Consider the following 24,020-nt stretch of genomic DNA (forward strand, 5'->3'; position numbering starts at 1 on the left):
GTCATGAGCTATCTCGAAAGCAACCTGAAGACCGTGCCCACCGGGCTGCGCAAGGTGCTGTACCTGAACTATCCGCTGATCTTCCTGCTGACCGCGGTGTCCTGCGCCGGCTTCCTGATGCTCTATTCCGTCGCCGGCGGCGACCTGACCACCTGGGCCGAGCCGCAGATGAAGCGCTTCGCCATCGGCATGCTGGCGATGCTGACCGTCGGCTTCACCCCGATCTGGTTCTGGCGCAACATTTCGGGCGTGGCCTATTTCATCGCGCTGATGCTGCTGGTCGCGGTCGACCTGTTCGGCGCGATCGGCATGGGGGCGCAGCGCTGGCTCGAGGTCGGGCCGGTGCGGATCCAGCCCTCAGAGCTGATGAAGATCGCCCTCGTGATGCTGCTTGCCGCCTATTACGACTGGCTGCCGGTCGAGAAGGTGTCGCGCCCGCTGTGGGTGCTGATCCCGGTGGTGCTGATCCTGCTGCCGACCTTCCTCGTGCTCGAACAGCCCGACCTCGGCACCGCGGTGATGCTGGTGCTGGGCGGCGGCTTCGTGATGTTCGCGGCCGGCGTCAGCCTGTGGTATTTCGGCACGGTGATCGCCCTTGTCGTCGCCCTCGTCTTCGGCGTGCTCGAAAGCCGCGGCACCGACTGGCAGCTCTTGCACGAGTATCAGTTCAAGCGCATCGACACCTTCCTCGACCCGACCGAGGACCCGCTGGGCGCGGGCTACAACATCACCCAGGCGCAGATCGCGCTCGGCTCGGGCGGATGGGCGGGACGCGGCTTCATGCAGGGCACGCAGTCGCGGCTGAACTTCCTGCCCGAGAAGCACACCGACTTCATCTTCACCACGCTGGCCGAGGAATTCGGCTTCGTCGGCGCCTTCGGCCTGTTGATGCTCTATGCCGCGATCATCGGCTTCAGCATCTATGCCGCGCTGATCAACAAGGACCGGTTCTCGAGCCTGCTGACACTGGGCGTCGCCGGCACCTTCTTCTTCTTCTTCGCGATCAACATGGCGATGGTGATGGGGCTGATGCCGGTCGTCGGCGTGCCCCTGCCGCTTGTCAGCTACGGGGGAACACAGATGATGATCCTGCTCAGCGCCTTTGGCCTTGTCCAAAGCGCCAACGTGCACCGGCCGCGCTGATGGTCGTTGCGCTTTATGCCGGGGCCATCGCGACGGCCGATGTCTGGATGCCGGCGCTGGCCAAGGCCTTTGCCGAGGCGGGACTGGCGGTCGATCTGGTGCGGCCGGGCGATGTGGCGCCCGAGGCGGTCGAGTACATCGTCTATGCCCCCTCCGGCCCGGTCACCGACTTCTCCCCCTACACCCGGGCGAAGGCCGTCCTCGGCCTCTGGGCCGGGGTCGAGCGGGTGGTGGGCAACCCGACGCTGACCCAGCCCCTGTGCCGGATGGTCGACGAGGGGCTCGAGCGCGGCATGGTCGAATGGGTGGCGGGACAGGTGCTGCGCGCCCATCTCGGGCTTGACCGTTTCATCGGCCGGCACACCCCGCATTGGGAGCAGGTGGCGCCGCCGCTCGCGCCCGAGCGCTCGGTCGTGGTGCTGGGCCTTGGCGCGCTTGGCGCGGCGGCGGTGCGGATGCTGGTCACCCTCGGCTTCCGGGTGACGGGCTGGAGCCGCTCGCCGAAGGCGATCGAGGGCGCCACCTGCCTCAGCGGCGCCGAGGGGCTCGAGGCCGCGCTGGCCCGTGCCGAGATCCTGGTGACGATCCTGCCGAACACGCCCGAGACGACGGGCCTGCTGAATGCCCGCACGCTCGCCCTGCTGCCGCATGGCGCGGTGATCCTGAACCCGGGCCGGGGCAACCTGATCGACGACGAGGCGCTGCTGGCGGCGCTGGATGCGGGTCAGGTGGCGCAGGCGACGCTCGATGTCTTCCGCACCGAGCCGCTGCCCGCCGAGCACCCCTATTGGCGCCACCCGCGGGTGACGGTCAGCCCCCATGTCGCGGCCGAAACCCGCCCGGCCTCGGCCGCGAAGGTGATCGCCGAGAACATCCGCCGCGGCGAGGCGGGCGAGCCGTTCCTGCACCGCGTCGACCGCGCCCGCGGCTACTGAGGTTTACAGCGCGACCAGGTGGTTATCCCAGGCGAGCGGCGCGGTGCCGAGCGGCTCGAGCACGCCCGCCTGCACCCGCATCACCGCCCCCTGCCCGTCCGTCGCGACAAAGCCGCCCGCGGCGCAGGGGCCAAGGCCGCAGACATCGGCGCGCGCCACCGACCACAGCGGTGCGCCCTCGACCGAATAGGCCTCGATCCGGCCGCCACGGGGCGAGGTGATCGCCACCTCGCCACCGCCCGGCGCAAAGGCGACCGAGCCGGCATAGCCCTTCATCGCGAACATCTCGCTGTCCTTCGGTTCGGCCAGCACCACCGCCCCGCCGCGCCGGTGCAGGCCCAGAAGCGGCATCGGCTCGGCCAGATCGCCCTGCCATTGCATGGCGAAGGCGACGAGCCCGTCCGATTTCAGCGCGAGGTGACGGATCGAGTTCTGCGCCATCTCGGGCAGCTCGACGACCTCGAGCACCGCGCCCTCGGGGCTGAGATAGCTCAGGTTCGGGCGCATGCGGTCGAGGTTCAGCGGCGTGCGGTCCGAAGGATCGGTCTCGATGCCTCCGTTCGCGATCACCAGATCGTCCGAGCCCGGCAGGCGGCGAATCTCGTGCGGGCCGATACCGTTCGAGGCGAACTCGCCCAACCGCCTGTATCCGCGCGCCGCGTCCCAGATCCCGATCCGGCCGGCCGAGCCCTCGGCCACCACTTCGGAGGTGTAGAGCACCGCGCCATCGAGCGAATAGGCGCCGTGGCCGTTGAACTGCCGGCCCTCGGGCGGGGTCAGCCGCGCCGTGGTGGCGCCGGTGACGCAATCGATCACCAGCGCGAAGGTGCCCGGACGGCGGGCGAAGGCCACGGCCTCGGGCCGGGTCGGATGGGCGGTTGCGGCATGCCCGCGCGCCGGCATCGGCTGCGAGAAGAGCCGCGCGCCGGTGGCCGACAGCCCATAGAGCGCATGCGCGCCCGAGGGCTCCTGCGCGGCGGCCAGATAGGCGGGGCTGCCCGCATCGGCCCAGCTCAGCCGCGGCACGGCGGTCGCGGCGGCCAGCGAGGCAAGGAAAGCGCGGCGTTTCATCGGATGTCCCTTCTCAGTCGCCATCGGCGGAGTTGAAGCCCGAGCGCACGCCCAGAAGCGCGCCGATCTCGGTCTCGGCCGTCTCGCGCGTGGCCTTGATCGCCTGTTGCAGGATCTCGACCTTCAGCCGCGTGCCGGGATCGGCGACGCCCGCGAAGACCGGATCGTCAAGCCTTGCCGCCAGCGTCTCGGCGCGGTCAAAGGCCGCCTCGGTCGCGGGGATCGGGCCGATGCCCTGCGCCAGCGCCCCGGCATAGGCCCGCAGCGCCTTCAGCGACAGCGCCACATCGCGCAGCGAGCGGCCCGAGGCGCGGGCCTCGGCGCGTTCGGGGCGCGGGTGGTCAAAGCTGCCCAGCGGCCGGCCGATGCGGGTGTCGGCGTCGAACTCGAGCCCGGCGATCAGCTGGGTGAAGAGCGCCTGCCGCGCCTCGGCCGCGCTCAGATAGGTGGTGTTGCCCGGGCTACCCGCACTCAGCACGGTTTCGGCAAAGCCATCCTTCCAGCCCGCCTCGATCGCCTGCGCCATCGCCGCGAGATCGGTGGCAAGCGCGCGGCGCAGATCGCAGGCATAGGCGGGATTGGTGTCGGAAGCGGCGCCATAAAGCAGCCGCTCGAGCCCGAAGAGCCCGCGCGCCGCGACCGACAGTTGCGCCGCCCCCTCGGGGGTGACCAGCGCCGGGTCGGCGCCTTGCAGCATCGCCTCGGTCTGCCGGCCGCCGATGTTCTTCGGATCGGGCCAGAACGCGATGGCAAGCGCGCGGCCGTCTTCCTCGGCCGGGCCGATGTGGACGTGCTGCACGCCCAGCCAGGCGTCGAAGGCGGCGTTCCAGGGCGCGCGCAGCGCCTCGGGCGTGCAATCGGTCGCCGCCGTGGTGGCGAGGTCCTGCGTTGCGCGGGCAAAGCCCGCATAGCCCGGCAGGATCACCTTGGCGACGGTCTCGGGCACATCGGCGCGTGCGGGCGCCGCAAGGGCCAGCGCGACAGCCGCCGGGGCAAGGACAAGGGAAAGGGCAGTGCGGCGCATCAGAGGCTCTCCAGATAGCGGATCAGGGCGGCGCGGTCGGCGGGCGGCATCGCCACCACGCGCGCCTGCGCGGCAGCGGCTTCCCCACCATGCCACAACACCGCCTCGAGGGGCGAGCGGGCGCGGCCATCGTGCAGGAAGCTGGTGCGCCCGGTGGTGCCGATCCCCCAAAGCGGCGCGGTGCGCCACTCTGCGCCGGTGGCCACGCCCTCGGGCAGGGTCGCGGCAAGCTCGGGCCCCATGTCATGGAGCAGGAAATCCGAGAACGGCCAGATCAGCTGAAAGCTGCGGGCGGGGTCGGCGGCGGTGCGGGCGGTGACGAATTTCGGCCGGTGGCAGGCCGGGCAGCCGGCGGCGGCGAAGACCGCCTTGCCGGCCAGAACCTCGGGCGCGGCGACATCCCTGCGCCCGGGCAGCGCAAGGGCCGCGACGTAATCGGCAACCGCGGTCAGCGCCTCGCCGCCCACTTCGCGCCCGTCGCGCAGCCCCGCATCCTCGCCCGAGGGCAGCGCACGGCAGGCCGTCTGCGCCGCGGTGCAATCGCCCCAGGGGTCGGGGGCAAGCGGCGTCGACAGCCCCATGTCGGTCGAGAACGCGCCCGCCACCATGTCGGCAAGGGTTGCGGCGCCCGCCTTGTGGCCATAGCGCCCGAGCCGCACACCGCCTGCGGACGCCGAGGGCACCTCGGCCACCCGGCCCGAGATCCCGTCGCCATCCGCGTCGTCGGGGTCGGCGCCCGCCCGGATCGCGGCCTCGGGGATCGCCTCGATCAGGCCTAGCCCGTAAAGCGCCGGCGGCATCCGCAGCGATGTGCGCGTGGCGGGGTCGAGCGCCGGGGTGACGCGCGGCACCGGGCGGCGCAGATGCGCGACCTCGCCGCCCGAGAGCGGCAGCTCGACCGCGTGCCAGTCGATCGCCAGCTGGCCCTCGGCCGCAAGCCCGGTGACGGCGAAATCCTGCAGCTGCCGGCCAAGGCCCGGATCCGGGGCAACGGGGTGCCAGCCGGCGATGCCGGGCGCCACCCCGCCCCCCTCCGCACCGGGCCGGCCGAGCTTCAGCACCGGCGCGCGGCCGCGCCCGCCCGTCTCGTGACAGCCCGCGCAGGCGCGCGCGTTGTAAAGCGGGCCGAGCCCGTCCGAGGCCCGCGTCGCCGTCGGCGCCGGCACCCAGAGCTTTTCGAACACCGCCTCGCCCAGCGTCGCCTGCATCCGCGCCTCGGGCGAGAGATTGGGCAGCAAGGCCCCGGGCGCGCCGCCGATCGCGGTGGCGGCGCCCAGCGGGCGGGCCTCGAAGGGCTCGGGCGTGGTGAAGTCGGCGGCCGGCGCCACCACCGCGGCGACGCGCGCCGCGTCGGGGCCATAGGCCGACGCCAGATCCCCCGCCACGGCAGGCGCGGCGAGGGCAAGGCTGGTCAGAAGGACGGGCAGACGGATCATCGCGACGGGGCCGAGCCCCCGAACCTCACTGGAAGACCGCCGCGGGGTTGTCGAGGCTGTCCGACCCCTCGACCGAAATCGAGGTGCCAAGCACCGCCACCGCACGCTCGATCTCTCGGGTCTGGGTGACCAGCGCCTCGACGACGCCGGTGATGAGCGCCGCGCCCTTGTCGTTGCCCATGGCAAGCATCTGGTCGAAGGCCATGCCGCCCTCGGCCGCGGCCTTCATCTCGGTCAGCTTGCCGACCGTCGCGTCGAGATCGGCACGCAGCTGCGCATCGACGCCCGCGTCCTTCGCCTTGACGAGATCGCTCACCGAGGGGCCCGAGACCACCGCGCCGTCGACCCGCACGTAATGGCCGGTATAGACGTTGCGGATGCCGATGCCGTCGTAATAGTGGCTCAGATGGGTCATGTCCGAGAAGCAGTCATGCTCTTCCTCGGGATCGTGCAGCATCAGGCCGAGCTTGATCCGCTCGCCCGCGAGCTCGCCATAGGAGAGCGAGCCAAGCCCGGTCAGGATCGCCGAGATGCCCTTGGCCGGGTCGGCCTCGAGCACCTTGCGCGCCTCGCCATCCGCAGTCCAGTTCCCCGCCATCTCGGTCAGGTCACTCACCAGAAGCGCGGTCGCGGCCTTCAGATAGGCGCCGCGGCGTTCGCAATTGCCATGCGTGCAGCCGTCGCCCTGCAGGTAATCGGTATAGGGCCGCGCGCCCGCGCCGGGGCCGGTGCCGTTCAGGTCCTGCCCCCAGAGCAGGAACTCGATGGCGTGATAGCCGGTCGCCACGTTCGCCTCGATCCCCTCGGCCTCGTGCAGGGTCTCGAGCAGCGCCGGGGTGATCTCGGTCGCGTCGACCTCGGCGCCGCCGATCGTCAGCTTCGGATTGGCGATGACATTGGCAAGGGCGAGGTCGTTTTCCTCGTTCACCGCCGCCGAGTCGGGATCGACATAGTCGATCAGCCCCTCGTCGAGCGGCCAGGCGTTCACCTTACCCTCCCAGTCGTCGACGATCGGGTTGCCGAAGCGGAAGGCCTCGGTCTGCTGATAGGGCACGCGCGCCGCGACCCAGGCGGCCTTGGCCGCGGCCAGCGTCGCCTCGGAGGGCGCCGCGATCAGCGCGTCGACGGCCTTTTGCAGCCCCTGCGCGGTCGCGAGGCTGTCGGCATAGCCCGCCTCGGCCAGATCTGCATAGGTCGAGATCACCGCCGCCTCGGTCGGCGCGCCAGCCAGCGCCGGAGCGGCAAGAACGGGAACAAGGGCCGTGGTGGCCAGCGCCATCAGGGTCGGTTTCATCGCAGGGTCCTTTCGTGTCGTCTCGGCCGGCGGGCGGCGCGGTCGGCCAATAGCTGACTTGTTTTGTCTGCTTTGTAAACCTGATTTTTTAGATCGGGTATTTTCTTAACCTCCCGGCAAGGGCCGGGGCGCAGGATAGGGGCCCGTCCCCGCGAGCCCGCCGATGATTCCCCCGTCGCTCCTGCCCGCCCTGCCCCGCCTGCCGCTGCCCGAAGGGGCGGCACAGCCGGGCACATCCAACAGCCCCACCCCCGCTGGCTCCGGCCCGCCACAGCCGCCACCGGCCGGTTTCTCCGCGGCCCTGCCGCTGCCCGCAACCGCCCCGCCCCCTGACGAACCGCCTGCCGCGGGCCATGAGCCGCTGCGCCTCGCCCTGAGCGGGGGCGAGACCACCGCCGCGCCGCCGGCGCAGCCCGCACCCCTGCCCGCGCCCGCACCGCCGGCACAGACGCTCGTCGCGCAGATGCTGATCGCGCAGATGGCGGCCGAGCCCCCCGCGCCCGGACGGACGGCCGCCTCCCAGGCGGCACGCAGCGAGGAACACCCCGCCTTCCCGCAGCCCGGAGCGGCGCCACAGAGCGATCTTCGCAATGAGACGGCGCAGCCCCTCCCGCCCCCGGCCGGCACCCCCACGCCCCGCGCAGAGCCTCGGGGCGCACGTCCGCGCGCCGAGCCTCCGCCGCCGGACCCGCGCCTGCTGCCCGCCCCGGTGGCCCCGATGCAAGCAGCCCTGCCGCCGGCCACGCTCTGGGTCGCGGCCGCAGCAGTTTTCGCCGCGCTCATCCTGCTCGCGGCACTGGTGGGCTGAAACGGAAAAAGCCGCGCACGGGGCGCGGCTTTTCCGATAGGGCAGGTCGGGAAGATCTTACTTGATCTTGCCTTCCTTGTACTCGACATGCTTGCGGACGACCGGATCGTATTTGTTCACGGTCATCTTTTCGGTCATGGTGCGGGCATTCTTCTTGGTCACGTAGAAGTGCCCGGTGCCCGCCGTCGAGTTCAGACGGATCTTGATCGTCGTCGGCTTCGCCATTTTCGTTCTCCTGCAGTCGGGAGCCGTCCTGAACCGACCGCGCCCGCGAATTCCTTTGAGGCCTGCCTTTTACCGAGGCGCCCCCGGGAGTCAACAGGCAAAGCGGCGGGGACGCAAAATATTCGCCCTCACGGCGCGGGCTTGCCCATCGTGTTGTGGATTTCCAGCACCTTCGACGCCTCGAGGCCGAGCGCCGCGGCGAGATTCGCGAGGTATTGCCGCTCGGCCGGCGTGTCGACGGTGATCGCCATCAGCGCGGCGGAATAGACCTGCGCCTTGGCGTGCGCCCCGACCTCGGAGGCGAGCGCGGCGACGTCGACCGGCGCATCGAGCGCGGCATTGACGAAGGCAAGCTCCTCGTCCGAGGCATCCCCCAGATGATCCATGATCTTCGCCCGCTCCTCGGCGTCGATCTCGCCATCGGCCTTCGCCGCCTGGATCATCGCGCGGATCATCAGCTTGGCGTTCTCTTCCATCAGCGCATGCGCCGGGGTGGCGGCGCTCACCGCCTGCAGCATGTCGCCCACGTCCTTCGCTCCGCTCGCCGCGGCGGCACTCATCGCGCCGAGCAGGCTGTCGAGCCCGGCCTCGGTCGCCTCGGTGGTCGAGACCGCCTGCGCGCTCATCTTCGAGACAAGGTCGCGCATCGCCTGGCCGCCGCCGGGCACGCCGATTTTCTCGGCGAACTCGCCCATCTTGTCGGCCACACCGCCGGGCTCGGCGGCGCCGCGCAGCGCCTCCTTCATGCCCGCGACACCGCCCATCTTGCGGAAGGTGTCGACGCCGCGCGCCGCGGCAAAGCCCACGGCCAGCGTCGCCAGAGTTTTCACGAAGCTCATTCGTCCTCTCCTCTCCTGATTGCGCCCATGCTGCGCCGGAAGCGGCCGGACGCCAATGGTTTTCTCGCCTCGGGGCGGGGTCCCTCCAGAAGGTCGGGCCCCGGGCCGGGCCGATCAAGGGGGAGAGCGGAAATTTGCGCGGATGGCCTGTAAGCCGGATTCTGTCCGGGGTTGCCCCCTGGATGACCATTCCTCTGGGTCTGCGCTCGCGCGCAGCCTCAAGCCGCCAACCCGGACCGCTCGGGGCGAAGCTCCCCTGCCGGGCCCCGTTGCCGGGGCGCGCGGCGCGCGATCCCTATTCGGCGTTGCTCCCGGTGGGGCTTGCCGTGCCGGTCCTGTTGCCAGTCCCGCGGTGGGCTCTTACCCCACCGTTTCACCCTTGCCGCAGCGGACTGCGGCGGTCTCTTCTCTGTGGCGCTTTCCCTGGGGTTGCCCCCGCCGGGCGTTACCCGGCACCGTTGCTTCATGGAGTCCGGACTTTCCTCGGCCCCCCAGCTGTCCGCGAAACGGAGCTATGGGGCGCCGCGGTCATCCGGCCATCCGCGCTCGGGCGGCATAGGCTGCCCGCGCGTGCGCGTCAAGCCGGTGCGAAGGGGGCGCTGCCCCCTCTTGGCCTGCGGCCAATTCACCCCCGGGATATTTCGGGCAATTGGAAGAGACAGACCCCGGGCTTTCTTCTTGGCGGAAAGACCTCGGGGGTGAGGCCGAAGGCCAAGGGGGCAGCGCCCCCTGCCTCAGGCGCTGCGCCAGCTGTCGCCATCTGCGCCGAAGCGCGCGGCGAGATCGGCCACAAGCGCCATGTCGATGCCGTCGAGCGGCCCGTCGTGGCGCGGCCGGAAGCGCAGCCGGAAGGCCGCAAGCAGCACCGCGGGCGGCGCCTCGGGATAGCCGAAGGCGCGGGCGAGCGCAGTGAAGGCCTCGTGCGAGGGCGCAATCTGCGGGCCGGGGGCGGGCCAGATCGCCAGCCCGCCGCGCGCAAGGCGGCGCCAGTCGAAGCGCGGGCCGGGGTCGATCTTGCGGTCGGGGGCCATGTCGGAATGGCCGATCACCGCCTCGGGGCCGATCCCCCAGCGGGCCATGATGGCGCCGAGAAGCGTCTCGAGCGCCGCCATCTGCGGCTCGGGGAAGGGCCGGTCGCCGGGATTGGCCAGCTCGATCCCGATCGAGCGGGAATTGACGTCGTCGCGCCCCTGCCAGCTGCCGACGCCCGCGTGCCAGGCGCGCGCCGCCTCGGGCACCAGCGCCTCGGCCCGGCCGTCCTCGGCCACCAGCCAATGCGCCGAGACCTCGGCCGCCGGATCGCACAGCCGCGCACGCGCTGCGGCACAGCTTTGCATGCCGGTGTAATGGATCACGATCAGCTCGGGGCGCGCCCCCCCGCGCCGCTCGCCGAAATTGGGCGAGTGCAACACGGGGCTACTGTCGCGCCGCCTGGAACGGGCGCGGATCCCAGCCGCAGGCAAAGCCGTCGCCATCCGGGTCGAGGTTGAGCGGATCCTTCTGCGGCCCGCCCTTCTTCAGGAAGGCCATCTGCGCCAGATCGGGCGAGATGTATTTCGCACAGGCCTTTTCCGACGAGCTCAGCCGGATCCCGCCGCGCGGCCAGACCGACTGACCGGGCGCATTGGTCGCCGAGAGCGCATAGGCGGCCAGGTTCGGGCCGGCGCCCCCCGTCGTCGGCACCGCGGCCTGCGACATCGCGTTGAGCGGGGCGCCGACGCCGCCGGTGGCGGCGGCCGGCGCCGAGCTCTCGGCCGGGCCGCTGTCGCCCGCGGGCGCGGTGGCGCGCAGGGCGGCCAGCGTGTCCGCCCCGATCGAGCCGGTGCCGCCGGTCGCGGTCGCATCGGCGCCGGTCGCCCCCTGCGCCGCCATGCCGGCGGCCGAGGTCACCGGCGTCGCACCATAGCCCGAGGCGCCATAGCCGCCATCCGCCGGCGTGGCAGACGACGCCTGCGCGCCCGAGCCCTTCAGCTGGCTCTCGCGCTGGTGCAGATAGTCCTCATAGGTGCCGAAACCGACCCCGCCTGCCGAATTCGGCACATCGGGCTGGCAGCCCGCCAGCAGCATTCCGGCCAGAACGAGCAGCGGCGCCTTGCGCATCGGTCTCTCCTCTTACCACCACTTCGACGGTTTGTGAGTGAACCCTGCCGCGCGCTCCAAGACAAGAGCGTGATTGAGCAGGTCGCCTTCCCCCCAGGGACGGCCGATCAGCTGTAGCCCCATCGGCAGCCCCTTGGCGTCGAGCCCGACCGGCACCGAGATCCCCGGCAGGCCGGCAAGGTTCACCGTCACGGTGAAGACGTCGTTGAGATACATCTCGACCGGCGAGGCATCGGCCATCTCGCCGAGGCCAAAGGCCGAAGACGGGGTCGCCGGCGTCAGGATCGCGTCGACACCGGCCGCGAAGACCTGCTCGAAGTCGCGCTTGATCAGCGCGCGGACCCGGCGGGCGCGGTTGTAATAGGCGTCGTAGAAGCCCGCCGACAGCACATAGGTGCCGATCATGATGCGGCGCTGCACCTCGGGGCCGAAGCCCTCGGCGCGGGTCTTCTCGTACATCTCGACGATGCCGTCGCCGGCACCGAGCTTGGCGCGATAGCCATAGCGCACACCGTCATAGCGCGCGAGGTTCGACGAGGCCTCGGCCGGGGCGATCACGTAATAGGCAGGGAGCGCATATTTCGTGTGCGGCAGCGAGATGTCGACGATCTCGGCGCCCGCATCGCGCAGCATCGCGGTGCCCTCGTCCCAGAGCTTGCCGATTTCCTCGGGCATGCCCTCGATCCGGTATTCGCGCGGAATGCCGATCTTCTTGCCGCGGATGTCGCCGGTCAGCGCCGCCTCGAAATCGGGCACCGGGATCTCGGCCGAGGTCGAATCCTTCGGGTCGACCGAAGCCATCGCCTGCAGCATGATCGCCGCATCGCGCACGGTCTTGGTCATCGGCCCGGCCTGATCGAGGCTCGAGGCGAAGGCGACGACGCCCCAGCGGCTCACGCGGCCATAGGTCGGCTTGATCCCGACGATGCCGGTGAAGGCGGCCGGCTGGCGGATCGAGCCGCCGGTGTCGGTGCCGGTCGCGGCCAGGCACAGATCGGCGGCAACGGCCGCGGCCGACCCGCCCGAGGAGCCGCCCGGCGTCAGCTGCCGGTCGTCGATCTTCCAGGGGTTCACCGCGGGGCCGTAGCAGGCGGTCTCGGTCGAGGAGCCCATAGCGAACTCGTCCATCGACACCTTGCCCAGCATCACCGCGCCGGCATCCCACAGGTTCTGGGTGACGGTCGATTCATACTCGGGCTTGAAGCCCGCGAGAATGCGCGAGGCGGCCTGGGTGGCGACGCCCTTGGTGCAGAAGAGATCCTTGATGCCCAGCGGAATGCCGCACATGCCGGGCGCATCGCCCGCCTTGATCCGCGCATCCGCGGCCTTCGCCTGCGCCAGCGCGATCTCGGGGGTCTTGGCGCACCAGGCGTTCAGAGCATCGGCGTCGTCGATCGCGGCAAGGCAGCTTTCGGTGATCTCGACCGAGGTGACCTCGCCCTTGCGCAGCGCGTCGCGGGCGGCGGAAATCGTCAGCTGGTTCAGGCTCATTCGACCACCTTCGGCACGGCAAAGAAGCCCTCGCGGGCATCGGGGGCGTTTTTCAGGATCTTCTCGGCATAGCCACCGTCGGTGACCACGTCCTCGCGGCGCTTGAGCCGCATCGGTGTGACCGAGGTCATCGGCTCGATGCCCTCGACGTCGACCTCGTTCAGCTGTTCCATGAAGGTCAGGATGCCGCTCAGATCCTGCGCGAGCTTGGGCAGGTTTTCCTCGGCCACGGCAATGCGCGCCAGATGCGCCACCTTGCGGGCGGTATCGATGTCGATGGACATGAAACTCTCCGATTGTCTTGGCCCGGGTTTAGCGCCCATGCGCCCGGGCTGCAAGCGTGGCTTCCCTTCGCCGCCGGGCGCGCTAGACTCGCGTCAAACCGATGGAGGTGTCCCGATGAAACTGACCTGGCTTGGCCATTCCGGCTTCCGCATGGAGATCGAGAAGGCGGTGATCCTGATCGACCCCTGGATCACCGGCAACCCGATGTTCCCCGCCGCCCGCCGCGCCGAGGCGATCGCCGGGGCGACACATATCCTGCTCACCCACGGCCACGGCGATCATTCGGCCGACACGCTGGCGATTGCGAAGGAGCTGAACATCCCCGTCGTCGGGATCTACGACACCGTCGCCTGGTGGCAGGAAAGCGAGGGGATCGAGGGCATCGGCTTCAACAAGGGCGGCACGGTGGACCTCGGCGGCGCGCATGTGACGATGGTGCCCGCCTCGCATTCCTCCTCGCTGTCCGGGCCGCAGGGGCCGGTCTATGCCGGCACCGAGTCGGGCTACATGATCGCGGGCGAAGGCCATGTGATCTATGTCTCGGGCGACACCACGATCATGGCCGACATGCAATGGATGGCGGAATACCACCGCCCCGACATCGGCATCCTCTGCGCCGGCGGCCATTTTACCATGGACATGAAGGCCGCCGCCTGGGCCGCGCGGAAATACTTCGACTTCCGCACCGTCATCCCCTGCCATTACCGCACCTTCCCGCTGCTCGAGCAGAATGCCGCGGCGCTGAAGGCCGGGTTGCCGAAGGCCGAGGTGATCGAACCCGAGGTGCTGGAGCCGATCCTTTTGTGAGCAGACAAGGGGGCGCTGCCCCCTCTTTTGCCTGACGGCAAAATTCACCCCCGGGATATTTGAAGGCAATTGGAAGCAGGAAGCTCCTCGTCTTCCAATTGCCTCAAATATCCCGGGGGTGAGGGCGAAGCCCGAGGGGGCGGTGCCCCGCCCCGGCCGCCGCCCACGCCCCGCTCAGCAGTTCGGCACGTTCACCGCCAGCCCGCCGAGACTTGTCTCCTTGTAATGCTCGTGCATGTCGCGGCCGGTCTGGCGCATCGTCTCGATCGCGGCATCGAGCGGCACCAGATGCGTGCCGTCGCCACGCAGCGCCAGGCTTGCGGCCGAGATCGCCTTGATCGCGCCAAGGCCGTTCCGTTCGATGCAGGGCACCTGCACCAGCCCCTTCACCGGATCGCAGGTCATGCCCAGATGATGCTCGAGCGCGATCTCGGCGGCGTTCTCGATCTGCTCGGGGGTCCCGCCCAGAACCGCGGCGAGCCCCGCCGCGGCCATCGCGGCGGCCGAACCGACCTCGGCCTGGCAGCCGCATTCGGCGCCCGAGATCGAGGCATTGGTCTTGATCAGCCCCCCCACGGCCGCGGCGGTGAGGAGGAACTCGCCCACCCGCGCCGCGGTGGCGCCCGGCACATGGTCGAGCCAGTAGCGGATCACCGCCGGCACCACGCCCGCCGCGCCGTTCGTCGGCGCCGTGACCACCTGACCGCCCGCGGCGTTCTCCTCGTTCACCGCCATCGCGTAGCACGAGATCCAGTCGTTCACCGTATGCGGCGGGGCAAGGTTCAGGCCGCGCTCGGCGAGCAGCGCCTCGTGGATCGCCTTCGCGCGCCGTTTCACCTTCAGCCCGCCCGGCAGGATCCCCTCGCTCGCCAGCCCGCGCGCGAGGCACTCGGCCATCACCGACCAGATCCGCCCGAGCCCCGCCTCGATCGCCGCCTCGTCGCGAAAGCGCCGCTCGTTGCGCCGCTTCATCTGCGCGATCGTCAGCCCCGAGGCGCGCGCCATCGCCAGCATCTCCTCGGCGGTGCGGAAGGGAAAGGGCACGGGCGACGGCTCGGCGAGGGTCTTCGCGTCGACGGCGGCAAGTTCGGCCGCGGTGCGCACGAAGCCGCCCCCGATCGAATAGTAGGTCTCCTGCAGCAGCACATCCCCCTCGGCGTCGAGCGCCTCGATCACCATGCCGTTCGCGTGGCCGGCAAGCGCCGGGCCGAAGTCGAAGACCAGATCGCGCTCGGGATCGAAGACCAGCGGCGCAAGGCCCGGCGGGGTCAGCAGATGCGTCGCGCGGTTCGCGGCCAGGGCCGCCTCGGCGGCGTCGGCCGCGTAGCTTTCGGGCTCGAACCCGGCAAGGCCGAGGATCGTGGCGCGGTCGGTGGCGTGCCCCTTGCCGGTGAAGGCAAGCGAGCCATAGAGCCGCGCGCGCAGCCCCCGCGCCTCGAAGGGCGAGGCGCGCAGTCGGGCCAGAAACCGCGCCCCCGCGACCATCGGCCCCATCGTGTGCGAGGAGGACGGCCCGACCCCGACCTTGAAGATATCGAAAACGCTCAGAAACATCGCCCGGTCTCCCTGTTCGGCGCATCCTGCCACGGGTGGGCGCGGCAGACAGCGGGAAAGCGACACTTTGCGTCGCAAAGGCGCTGTGCCCGCGCCGGCGGGACGATTCGCCCTCGCGCAGGCGGGGGCGCTTGTCTATAAGCGGGCCGAGACGCTTTCAGGAGACCCGCCCCATGCCCGCCGAACTCTCCCCGATCGACAAGGCCAAATTCGCCGCCGCCCGCCGTGCCGTCGACTATGTCGAGGACGGGATGAAGGTCGGCCTCGGCACCGGCTCGACCGCGGCCTGGATGGTGCGCTGTCTGGGCGAGATGGTGCGCGAGGACGGGCTCAGGATCACCGGCGTGCCGACCTCGTCGCGCACCGCCGATCTGGCGCGCCAGGTAGGGATCGAGGTGATCGGCCTCGACGAGGCGAAATGGCTCGACCTGACGATCGACGGCGCGGACGAGTTCGACGCCCAGCTCAACCTGATCAAGGGCGGCGGCGGTGCCCTGCTTCAGGAGAAGATCGTCGCCACCGCCTCGGACCAGATGATCGTCATCGCCGATGCGGCGAAGGAAGTGGCAGCCCTTGGCGCCTTCCCGCTGCCGGTCGAGGTGGTGCCCTTCGGCTGGCAGACCACCCGCGCGCTGATCGAGGAGATGCTGATCTCGATGGAGGTGCTGGGCCGGCAGACCACGCTGCGGCTGAACGGCACGCAGCCCTTCGTCACCGACGAGGGCAATTACATCGTCGACCTGCACCTGAACCGCATCGCCAACGCCCGCCAGCTGAGCCTGGTGCTGAACCAGATCCCGGGCGTGGTCGAGAACGGCCTGTTCATCGACATCTGCGACCGCGTCATCATCGGCGGCGCCGATGGCAAGGTCGAGATCCGCGACATCAACGAGGGCACGGTGGCGCATGAGCGCATCGACTTCGCCGACGAGGCCAACATCTTCTCCGACCTCGACTGAGGCACCGCGCCTGACAGACCCCGAAGAGCCATCCCGGCCCGGCGCATGACGCCGGGCCGTTTTCGTTCCGGCAGACAGCTCCCGACGCCAATCCGCACCCCGCGGCTTGCCCCGCGGGGCCCGCGCCGCTAAGTCCTGTGCAACGGTGCCGCGATGCGGCAGGAAACGGAAGGGCGACAGATGAGCTTCGACTACGACCTCTTCGTGATCGGCGGTGGTTCGGGCGGGGTGCGCGCCGCGCGGATCGCAGCGGCCGAGCATGGCGCGAAGGTGGCGCTTGCCGAGGAATACCGGATGGGCGGCACCTGCGTGATCCGCGGTTGCGTGCCGAAGAAGCTGATGGTCTTTGCCTCGTCGATGCCGACGGCGGTGGAAGAGGCGCGCGCCTATGGCTGGCAGGCCGAGCTCGGCGCCTTCGACTGGACCGGCTTCCGCGCCAGGCTCGATGCCGAGCTCGACCGGCTCGAGGCGATCTATCGCCGCGGCCAGTCAGGCGCCGGCGTCACCGTCTTCGATCAGCGCGCCACTGTCGCCTCGGCCCATGAGGTGCGCCTTGCAGATGGCCAGGTGGTCAGCGCCAAGCACATCCTGATCGCCACCGGCGGCACCCCCTTCGTGCCCGACTTCGACGGCCGCGAGCACGTGATGACCTCGAACGAGATCTTCAAGATGGAGGCGCTGCCGAAGCGCATCCTGATCGTCGGCGGCGGCTATATCGCCTGCGAATTCGCCTGCATCCTCGAGGGGCTGGGCACCGGCGTGACGCTGTGGAACCGCTCGCCGCTGCTGCGCGGCTTCGACGCCGAATGCCGCGACCTGATCGTCGAGAAGATGGCGGCGCGCGGCATCGCGATCCACACCGGCCTTGTGGTGCAGCACATCAAGAAGACCGAGGCGGGGCTTGTCGTCACCGCCGGCGACGGCCGCAGCGAGACCTTCGACGCCGTACTTTACGCCACCGGCCGGGTGCCGAACACCGCGGGGCTGGGTCTGGCCGAGGCAGGCGTGACGCTCGCCCCGAACGGTGCCGTGACGGTCGATGCCTGGTCGCAGACCAACGTGCCCTCGATCTATGCCGTGGGCGACGTCACCGACCGCATCGCCCTGACCCCGGTCGCGATCCGCGAAGGTCATGCCTTTGCCGACACCGTCTTCGGCGCCACGCCGCGCCAGGCCGACCACGAGCTTGTCGCCTCGGCCGTCTTCACCCGGCCCGAGTTCGGCACCTGCGGCCTGAGCGAGGAAGCGGCGCGCGAGATCGAGCCGGTCGAGGTCTATGTCTCGGCCTTCCGCCCGATGCGCTCGGCCTTTGCCGGCGGCGACGAGAAGGTGCTGATGAAGCTTGTCGTGTCGAAGGCGACGCGGCGGGTTCTGGGCTGTCATATCGTCGCACCGGAGGCGGGCGAGATGATCCAGCTGGCGGCGATCGCGATGAAGATGGGCGCCACCAAGGAGCAGTTCGACGCGACCTGCGCGGTGCACCCGACGATGGCGGAAGAGCTGGTGACGATGCGCAAGCCCGTCCGGCACGCTTGACATCGACCAATCAGTCCCCACCTCGGACGGGACAACAATGAAAGGCGAGGGAAAATGAGCAACGGAGGTCCCTGGGGGACGGGCGGCGGCAACGGCGACGACCGCGACGACAATCGACGGCCCGGACAGCGGCGGCCAGGCGAGCCGCCCGCGATCCCCGAGATCGAAGATCTCATGAAGAAAGGCTCGGAACACCTGAAGGTGCTGATGGGTGGACGTGGCGGCTCGGGCGGCGGACGGCCGGGCGGCGGGCTGCCCAAGGGGCCGGCGATGACCGGCGGCACGATCGGCCTCGTGGCGCTGGCCGCGGCGGCACTCTGGGCCTGGGGGTCGTTCTACACGGTGCAGCAGAACGAGCGCTCGATCGAGCTGATGTTCGGCAAGTATTACGCGACCGGCAACCCGGGGCTCAATTTCGCGCCCTGGCCGGTGGTGACGGCCGAGGTGATCCCGGTCACTGACGAACGCACCACGGAACTGGGCACCGGGCGCGGCGGTTCGATGGATTCCGGTCTGATGCTGACCCGCGACCAGAACATCGTCGACATCGAGTTCCAGGTGGTCTGGAACATCTCGGACCCGACGAAATACCTGTTCAACCTCGCCGATCCGGAAGACACGATCCGCGCCGTCTCGGAATCCGCGATGCGCGACATCATCGCGCGTTCGGAACTCGCACCGATCCTGAACCGCGACCGCGGCGCGATCGGCGCCGATCTGCGCGCGGCGGTGCAGGCGACGCTCGACAGCTATGACGTGGGCATCAACATCGTGCGGGTGAACTTCAACCGCGCCGACCCGCCGAAGGAGGTCATCGACAGCTTCCGCGACGTGCAGGCCGCGCAACAGGAGCGCGACAAGCTCGAGAAGGAAGCCGACGCCTATGCGAACAAGGTGACCGCCGGTGCCCGCGGTCAGGCCGCGCAGCTGCAGGAGCAGGCCGAGGCCTATCGCGCCCAGGTGGTGAACGACTCCCAGGGCGAGGCGGCGCGCTTCACCTCGGTCTACGAGGAATACCGCAAGGCGCCCGAGGTGACGAAGCGACGGATGTTCTACGAAACCATGGGCCGCATCCTGGGCGATGTCGACAAGGTGGTGGTCGACGGGCAGTCGGGCGTCCAGCCGTATCTGCCGCTTGACCAGCTTCGCAAGACCACGCCTGCGACGAACGGGGGGGCCAACTGATGCGCGCACAATTCCTGATCCCGGTGGCGGTGATCGCCGTCGCCGTCGGCCTGTCCTCGGTCTACACGGTGGACGAGCGCGAAAAGGCGCTGGTGCTGCAGTTCGGCGAGGTCAAGCAGGTCCGCACCGAGCCCGGTCTCGGCTTCAAGATCCCGCTGATCCAGCAGGTTGTGAAGTATGACGACCGCATCCTCAGCCTGATGACCCAGCCGCTCGAGGTGACGCCGCTCGACGATCGTCGTCTGGTGGTCGATGCCTTCGCGCGTTGGCGCATCACCAGCCCGGTGAAGTTCCGCGAGGCGGTGTCGACCGGCGGCGAGACCTTCGCCAAGAGCCGGCTTGACGGCATCCTGAACAACGCCATCCGCGAGGTCATGGGCTCGGTTCCCTCCACCGCGGTGCTGTCGGACGACCGCACCCCGCTGATGAACCAGATCCGCGACATCGCCCGGCGCGAGGCGGCGGCGCTTGGCGTCGACGTGATCGACGTGCGGCTGACCCGCACCGACCTGCCCGACCAGAACCTGGCCGCGACCTATGCCCGGATGCGGGCCGAGCGCGAGCGCGAGGCGGCGGACGAGCGGGCGCGCGGCGGCGAGGCCGCACAGCGCGTGCGGGCGGCGGCCGACCGCACCGTGATCGAGCTGACCTCGGAAGCGCGCAAGCAATCCGAGATCATCCGCGGCGAGGCCGATGCGGCGCGCAACGCGATCTATGCCGAGGCCTATGGCAAGGACCCGTCCTTCTTCGCCTTCACCCGCTCGCTGCAGTTCTATGCGGAAAGCCTGAAGCCGGGCTCGTCCTCGCTGGTGACCGAACCCTCGAGCCTCTACTTCGACTATGACCGCTTCGTCAAAAGCCTCGGTCCGGTCGAGGCGGTGCCGACGGGCGAGAGCCCTGCGCCCACCGCAGGTCAGTGATGGCGATGCTTCTGACGGGCCTTGCGCTCGTCCTGGTGATCGAGGGGCTGGCGCTTGCGCTGGCCCCTTCCCGTATCGAGGAGGCGCTCGCCCTGCTTGCGGCGATGGGACGCGAGCGCCGGCGGCAGCTCGGCCTTGCCGCGATCGCCGCCGGCGTCGCGCTTTTGTGGCTCTTGCGACATTTCAGCCATTGACCCCGGCGCCCGGAGCGGGCGAGATCCTCTCGCCCCTCTCACACCGAATTGAGACGGCGCGACGGTCTTTCATTTGAACGTCCCGTCCCCTGGGGTTTTAACAAGGGAGACGCCGGCAGGCCCGGCTCGAGGATTTTCGGGAGCGACGCATGACGAAACACGACCTTACCCCGTTCACCCCCAAAGCGCTGATCCGCGCGCCCCGGCTCGTGAAGGGGGTTCTGGGGGCCGCGATGATCTCGACGGCGCTGGCTTTCGCGCCGATCGCGCCGGCCTATGCCCGCGCCGCCCCGGACAGCTTCGCCGATCTGGCCGAGAAGGTGAGCCCGGCGGTGGTGATGATCACCACCACCACCACCGTCGCCGTGCCGAACGATCAGGGCCCGGTCTTCCCCGACGGCTCGCCGTTCTCGGACCTGTTCAAGGACTTCCCGTTCCAGCAGATGCCGAACGGTCCGAACGGCCCGACCCATCCGCAGCGCTCGAACGCGCTCGGCTCGGGCTTCGTGATCTCGGAAGACGGCTACATCGTCACCAACAACCACGTCATCGAGGGTGCCGACGAGATCCAGATCGAGTTCTATGGCGGCAAGACGATGGACGCGAAGCTGGTCGGCACCGACCCGAAGACCGATATCGCGCTGCTCAAGGTCGAAAGCGACAAGCCGTTGCCTTTCGTCACCTTCGCCGACAGCGACCAGACCCGGGTGGGCGATTGGGTGATGGCCATGGGCAACCCGCTCGGCCAGGGCTTCTCGGTCTCGGCCGGCATCGTCTCGGCGCGCAACCGCGAGCTTTCGGGCACCTATGACGACTACCTGCAGACCGACGCGGCGATCAACCGCGGCAACTCGGGCGGGCCGCTGTTCAACATGGACGGCCAGGTCGTCGGCGTGAACACCGCGATCCTGTCGCCGAACGGCGGCTCGATCGGCATCGGCTTCTCGATGGCCTCGAACGTGGTGAAGAAGGTCGTCGACCAGCTCAAGCAGTTCGGCGAGACCCGCCGCGGCTGGCTTGGCGTGAAGATCCAGGAGATCACCCCGGACATGGCCGACGCCATGGGCCTGGCGAAACCCGAGGGCGCGCTTGTCTCCGAGGTGCCCGAGGGCCCGGCGAAGGCCGCGGGCATGCAGGCGGGCGATGTCATCGTCAACTTCGACGGCGGCGAGGTGAAGAACAGCCGTGACCTCGTGCGCCGCGTCGCCGATGCGCCGGTGGGCCAGGCGGTGCGGGTCACCGTGGTGCGCGGCGGCAAGGAACAGACCCTGCTCGTCACGCTCGGCCGGCGCGAGACCGCCGAGGGCGATGCCGTCCCCGCCGCGGCGCAGGACCAGACCGGCACCGCGAGCGAGGCGCAGGTTCTCGGCATGACGGTGATGCCGCTCACCGACGCGCTGATCCAGGAGATGGGCCTGCAGCCCGGCACCCAGGGCCTTGTCATCAAGTCGATCGACGAGAACTCGGCCGCCTATGACCAGGGCCTGCGCGAGGGCGACCTGATCACCGAGGCCGGCCAGCAGCCGGTGGCGCAGCTGAGCGACCTCGAGGACCGGGTGAAGGAAGCCAAGGACGCCGGGCGCAAGTCGGTGCTGCTGCTGATCCGCCGCGGCGGCGAACCGCGCTTCGTGGCGCTGCCGGTGAACGGCTAAGCCGCACCCCGCTGCCGCGCGAGCGGCGCGGACAGGAACGACGAGGGGCCCGGAGCGCGATCACCGCTCCGGGCCCTTTGCGTCGGCCCGGCATCCGGGCTATCCCGACGGCACAGGTTCAGGGAGTGCCGTGCGTGAGAGCCCTCGTCATCATCGACATGCAGATGGAAATGCAGCATCGCATCGCGGCTGGCCGCGACTGCGTGAACGCCGGGGCGCCCGAGCGGATCGCGGCGCTTGCGGCGGGCTTCCGCCAAAACGGGTGGCCCGTGCTGCATGTCCGCCACCGGGACGACGCCGCGCACTCGCCCCTGCATCCGGCGGCCGCGGGCTATCCGCCGATGGCTTGCGCCGAAGCGCTGGAGGGCGAGGCGATTTTCGTGAAACGGACCTCATCGGCCTTCGCCTCGACCGATCTGGCGGCGCATCTGCAGGCGCGCGGCATCACCGAACTGGTGGTGACGGGTGCCGTGGCCGGGTTCTGTGTCAACAGCACGGTCCGGCATGGCGCGGATCTGGGCTTTGACATGACCGTCGTCCGCGATGCGGTGATCGGCTTCGACCTGCCGGCGGCAGGCCTCTGCGCGCAGGTGATCTTCGATGTCACCCTCGCACATCTCGAGGCCGATTTCGCGCGGGTCATCGACAGCGCGTCGGTGCTGGCCGCCGCGGACTGACCGGCGCCGCCGTTCGGCCACGGCCTCACTTCACGTCTTCGAGCCAGGGCAACAGCCCCATCTCCTGCGCCGCGCGGATCGAGAGCGTCGCCGAGACAAGCCCGCGCGGCGCCTGATAGGCGCGGATCGCGGCATGGGTCGGGATGTCGAGCACGCCGTTGACCGGCCCGGCATAAAGCCCGCGCACCTGCAGCGCGCGCTGCAGCGAGGCGACGAACTCCGCGCTCATCGCCTCGGGACAGGGCGCGGGGAACCACATCTCGGCCCGGCCCTCGACGATGCGCTGATGCGTGGCACTGCGATAGGTCGCGGGCCGCGTCACCTGCCCGGTCGCTCGGTCGCGGACCTCGGGCGAGACCAGCTCCTGCTCGGTCACTGTCTCGATCACCGCAGGCCGGGTCTGACGGGCGAAGCAGCCCGCCTCGCCCGGCTGCGGCGGCGTGTCGCGCCATTCGCCGGCCAGGCTCTGCTCGACCGGTTCGGCCCCGGCCGCGTCGGCGGCACGGGCCACGGCCGGGCCGAGGCCGAGGGCACAGCACAGCAGGATCAGTCGCGCAGAAATGGTCATCGCCGGGGCTCTTTGCCGAATTCCTGCGCGACCCTAGCCGATTGCGGCAGGCGCGAAAAGGGATGCGGCACCGCGGCTCTGGTCAAGGCCTGCGGCATGTCCTACATCGGTTCGGACGGCCGCGCGGGCGGCCAGCGGATGGGATACAGACGATGGCGAAGATCACCTATATCGAATTCAACGGCACCGAGCATGTGGTGGATGTGAAGCCGGGCATGACGGTCATGGAAGGCGCGCGCGACAACGGCATCCCGGGCATCGACGCCGATTGCGGCGGCGCCTGCGCCTGCTCGACCTGCCATGTCTACATCGACGAGGCCTGGGTCGACCGGCTGCCGGCGAAGGAGTCGATGGAAGAGGACATGCTCGATTTCGCCTGGCATCCCGATCCGGTGAAATCGCGCCTGACCTGCCAGATCAAGGTCACCCCCGAGATCGACGGGCTGGTGGTTCATATCCCCGAAAAGCAGATCTGAGCGCGTCTCCGCGTTCCCAGAAGGGCCGCCCGTCGGGGCGGCCCTTCGGCATTTCAGGGCATCAGCGCCGGCGCACAGACGAGCGCCCCGGCGGGGGCCGGGCCGGCGAGCGGCTTCACCAGCACATAGCGCGCCGGCACCCCCGCCAGCACCACCGCCGGATCGGCGACAAAGCCGAAGCGGCCGTAATAGGCGGGCTCGCCCACCAGCACCGCACCCGCCGCACCGAGCGCCGCAAGCCGGTCCAGCGTCGCGCGCATCAAGGCGCTGCCGATGCCGCGCCCCTGCGCCTCGGGCGCGACGGCAAGCGGGCCGAGACAGACCCAGCCCCCCGCCCCGCCGATCGTCGCGGGCGAGGCGGCGATCTGGCCGATCAGCTGCCCCGTCTCCTCGGCGACCAGCGACAGGCTCAACGCGCCGCTTGCGCGCAGCCGCGCCAGCACCTCGGCCTCGGTGCCCGAGGCGACGGGGGCGGTGGCGAAGGCCCGGGTGACGAGCGTGGCAAGGGCGGCGCTCTCGGCCGCGGTTCCGGTTTCGGATCGGATGATCATGGCAGACCTCACTGGTTGTCGAGCTGGCCGCGCACGGCGGCAAGGCCGCGGCGCGAGATCCGGTAGGGCGCACCGCCGCCCGAGGCGATCAGCCGCCGCGCCCTGAGGCGCCGGAACAGCGTCAGATCGCAATCGGACAGCACCAGCCCGTCGCGGGTGTAGCAGGTGACGGCGGAAATCTTGCGGCCCTCGCCGCGTTCATGGCGGATCAGCCCGCCCTGAGCCAGCACGTGCAGCACGCGCTGTTCGAGTTTCGAGATCTTCATGGGAATCCTGAGACTGGATGTGAG

25 protein-coding genes and 1 other RNA gene are annotated in these 24,020 nt (G+C 70.0%); 11 read left to right on the plus strand and 15 right to left on the minus strand.

Translation table 11 applies throughout. From position 1 onward, the window contains the following. Positions 1-3: 3 nt before the first annotated feature. Positions 4-1,143 carry a rod shape-determining protein RodA gene (gene rodA, locus AC0QTQ_RS13110; protein ID WP_480256940.1) on the plus strand — a complete coding sequence of 380 codons (1,140 nt, stop codon included), beginning with the start codon at positions 4-6 and terminating at the stop codon, positions 1,141-1,143. Beyond that, complete coding sequence (locus AC0QTQ_RS13115; RefSeq protein ID WP_480256941.1) at positions 1,143-2,078, plus strand: 2-hydroxyacid dehydrogenase; 936 nt, start codon at positions 1,143-1,145, stop codon at positions 2,076-2,078. The genes rodA and AC0QTQ_RS13115 overlap by 1 nt, the downstream gene beginning before the upstream one ends. Before the next feature lie 3 nt (positions 2,079-2,081). Here the strand turns inward: AC0QTQ_RS13115 and AC0QTQ_RS13120 are convergent, their stop codons facing one another. The 11 genes from AC0QTQ_RS13120 to gatC all read right to left on the minus strand — a co-directional run bounded on the left by AC0QTQ_RS13120 (position 2,082) and on the right by gatC (position 12,650). Then, positions 2,082-3,149 (minus strand): DUF1513 domain-containing protein, encoded by a 1,068-nt coding sequence (locus AC0QTQ_RS13120; protein ID WP_480256942.1) that lies wholly within the window; start codon positions 3,147-3,149, stop codon positions 2,082-2,084. A 13-nt stretch (positions 3,150-3,162) separates the two neighbouring features. Further along, entirely contained in the window at positions 3,163-4,173 is a 1,011-nt protein-coding gene (locus AC0QTQ_RS13125) for an imelysin family protein (RefSeq protein WP_480256943.1), read from the minus strand. Further along, positions 4,173-5,609: a di-heme oxidoredictase family protein gene (locus AC0QTQ_RS13130; RefSeq protein ID WP_480256944.1), complete on the minus strand. Its 1,437-nt coding sequence runs from the start codon at positions 5,607-5,609 to the stop codon at positions 4,173-4,175. Before AC0QTQ_RS13130 ends, AC0QTQ_RS13125 begins: the two co-directional genes overlap by 1 nt. Positions 5,610-5,634: 25 nt before the next feature. Next, entirely contained in the window at positions 5,635-6,903 is a 1,269-nt protein-coding gene (locus AC0QTQ_RS13135; RefSeq protein WP_480256945.1) for an imelysin family protein, read from the minus strand. Positions 6,904-7,768: 865 nt separating this feature from the next. Then, the gene (rpmG, locus tag AC0QTQ_RS13140) at positions 7,769-7,936 is read right to left on the minus strand and encodes a 50S ribosomal protein L33 (RefSeq protein ID WP_011750518.1); all 168 of its coding nucleotides are present in this window, start codon (positions 7,934-7,936) and stop codon (positions 7,769-7,771) included. 128 nt (positions 7,937-8,064) lie between these two features. Further along, entirely contained in the window at positions 8,065-8,775 is a 711-nt protein-coding gene (locus AC0QTQ_RS13145) for a tellurite resistance TerB family protein (protein ID WP_480256946.1), read from the minus strand. A 134-nt stretch (positions 8,776-8,909) separates the two neighbouring features. Continuing rightward, an RNA gene (gene rnpB, locus AC0QTQ_RS13150) (RNase P RNA component class A) lies at positions 8,910-9,319 on the minus strand. 190 nt (positions 9,320-9,509) lie between these two features. After that, a complete protein-coding gene (locus AC0QTQ_RS13155; protein ID WP_480256947.1) occupies positions 9,510-10,187 on the minus strand; it encodes an N-acetylmuramoyl-L-alanine amidase in 678 nt (225 codons plus the stop codon). 4 nt (positions 10,188-10,191) lie between these two features. Then, on the minus strand, positions 10,192-10,875 hold the full coding sequence (locus AC0QTQ_RS13160) for a hypothetical protein (RefSeq protein WP_121534394.1): 684 nt from the start codon (positions 10,873-10,875) through the stop codon (positions 10,192-10,194). 12 nt (positions 10,876-10,887) lie between these two features. Further along, complete coding sequence (gatA, locus tag AC0QTQ_RS13165; RefSeq protein ID WP_480256948.1) at positions 10,888-12,366, minus strand: Asp-tRNA(Asn)/Glu-tRNA(Gln) amidotransferase subunit GatA; 1,479 nt, start codon at positions 12,364-12,366, stop codon at positions 10,888-10,890. Next, positions 12,363-12,650 (minus strand): Asp-tRNA(Asn)/Glu-tRNA(Gln) amidotransferase subunit GatC, encoded by a 288-nt coding sequence (gatC, locus tag AC0QTQ_RS13170; RefSeq protein ID WP_121534392.1) that lies wholly within the window; start codon positions 12,648-12,650, stop codon positions 12,363-12,365. Before gatC ends, gatA begins: the two co-directional genes overlap by 4 nt. A gap of 115 nt (positions 12,651-12,765) precedes the next feature. On the opposite strand from gatC, the gene AC0QTQ_RS13175 reads away from it, so the two are divergent. Next, on the plus strand, positions 12,766-13,458 hold the full coding sequence (locus AC0QTQ_RS13175) for a metal-dependent hydrolase (RefSeq protein WP_480256949.1): 693 nt from the start codon (positions 12,766-12,768) through the stop codon (positions 13,456-13,458). A 174-nt stretch (positions 13,459-13,632) separates the two neighbouring features. Here AC0QTQ_RS13175 and AC0QTQ_RS13180 read toward each other — a convergent pair whose 3' ends face one another. Next, complete coding sequence (locus AC0QTQ_RS13180; protein ID WP_480256950.1) at positions 13,633-15,012, minus strand: L-serine ammonia-lyase; 1,380 nt, start codon at positions 15,010-15,012, stop codon at positions 13,633-13,635. A 173-nt stretch (positions 15,013-15,185) separates the two neighbouring features. Between AC0QTQ_RS13180 and rpiA the strand changes: the two genes are divergently transcribed. The 7 genes from rpiA (at position 15,186) to AC0QTQ_RS13215 (ending at position 22,135) form a co-directional block, all read left to right on the plus strand. Continuing rightward, entirely contained in the window at positions 15,186-15,971 is a 786-nt protein-coding gene (gene rpiA, locus AC0QTQ_RS13185) for a ribose-5-phosphate isomerase RpiA (protein ID WP_121534389.1), read from the plus strand. 180 nt (positions 15,972-16,151) lie between these two features. Further along, the gene (gene gorA, locus AC0QTQ_RS13190) at positions 16,152-17,507 is read left to right on the plus strand and encodes a glutathione-disulfide reductase (protein ID WP_480256951.1); all 1,356 of its coding nucleotides are present in this window, start codon (positions 16,152-16,154) and stop codon (positions 17,505-17,507) included. A 54-nt stretch (positions 17,508-17,561) separates the two neighbouring features. Then, complete coding sequence (gene hflK / locus AC0QTQ_RS13195; protein ID WP_480256952.1) at positions 17,562-18,692, plus strand: FtsH protease activity modulator HflK; 1,131 nt, start codon at positions 17,562-17,564, stop codon at positions 18,690-18,692. Next, the gene (gene hflC, locus AC0QTQ_RS13200) at positions 18,692-19,612 is read left to right on the plus strand and encodes a protease modulator HflC (protein WP_480256953.1); all 921 of its coding nucleotides are present in this window, start codon (positions 18,692-18,694) and stop codon (positions 19,610-19,612) included. Before hflK ends, hflC begins: the two co-directional genes overlap by 1 nt. After that, positions 19,612-19,806, plus strand: a complete 195-nt coding sequence (locus AC0QTQ_RS13205; protein ID WP_480256954.1) for a DUF2065 domain-containing protein — start codon at positions 19,612-19,614, stop codon at positions 19,804-19,806. Before hflC ends, AC0QTQ_RS13205 begins: the two co-directional genes overlap by 1 nt. 149 nt (positions 19,807-19,955) lie before the next feature. Beyond that, the gene (locus tag AC0QTQ_RS13210; RefSeq protein WP_480256955.1) at positions 19,956-21,458 is read left to right on the plus strand and encodes a DegQ family serine endoprotease; all 1,503 of its coding nucleotides are present in this window, start codon (positions 19,956-19,958) and stop codon (positions 21,456-21,458) included. A 134-nt stretch (positions 21,459-21,592) separates the two neighbouring features. Continuing rightward, complete coding sequence (locus AC0QTQ_RS13215; RefSeq protein WP_245965292.1) at positions 21,593-22,135, plus strand: isochorismatase family protein; 543 nt, start codon at positions 21,593-21,595, stop codon at positions 22,133-22,135. A gap of 25 nt (positions 22,136-22,160) precedes the next feature. Here the strand turns inward: AC0QTQ_RS13215 and AC0QTQ_RS13220 are convergent, their stop codons facing one another. Next, on the minus strand, positions 22,161-22,703 hold the full coding sequence (locus AC0QTQ_RS13220) for a peptidoglycan-binding domain-containing protein (protein WP_480256956.1): 543 nt from the start codon (positions 22,701-22,703) through the stop codon (positions 22,161-22,163). Positions 22,704-22,855: 152 nt separating this feature from the next. On the opposite strand from AC0QTQ_RS13220, the gene AC0QTQ_RS13225 reads away from it, so the two are divergent. Next, the gene (locus AC0QTQ_RS13225; protein WP_480256957.1) at positions 22,856-23,179 is read left to right on the plus strand and encodes a 2Fe-2S iron-sulfur cluster-binding protein; all 324 of its coding nucleotides are present in this window, start codon (positions 22,856-22,858) and stop codon (positions 23,177-23,179) included. Positions 23,180-23,232: 53 nt separating this feature from the next. On the opposite strand, the gene AC0QTQ_RS13230 is transcribed toward AC0QTQ_RS13225, so the two are convergent. Then, positions 23,233-23,730, minus strand: a complete 498-nt coding sequence (locus AC0QTQ_RS13230; protein ID WP_480256958.1) for a GNAT family N-acetyltransferase — start codon at positions 23,728-23,730, stop codon at positions 23,233-23,235. An 8-nt stretch (positions 23,731-23,738) separates the two neighbouring features. Then, positions 23,739-23,996 carry a YjhX family toxin gene (locus AC0QTQ_RS13235; protein WP_480256959.1) on the minus strand — a complete coding sequence of 86 codons (258 nt, stop codon included), beginning with the start codon at positions 23,994-23,996 and terminating at the stop codon, positions 23,739-23,741. Positions 23,997-24,020 lie beyond the last annotated feature (24 nt).

The organism is Paenirhodobacter sp. YD-8 (assembly GCF_056590935.1).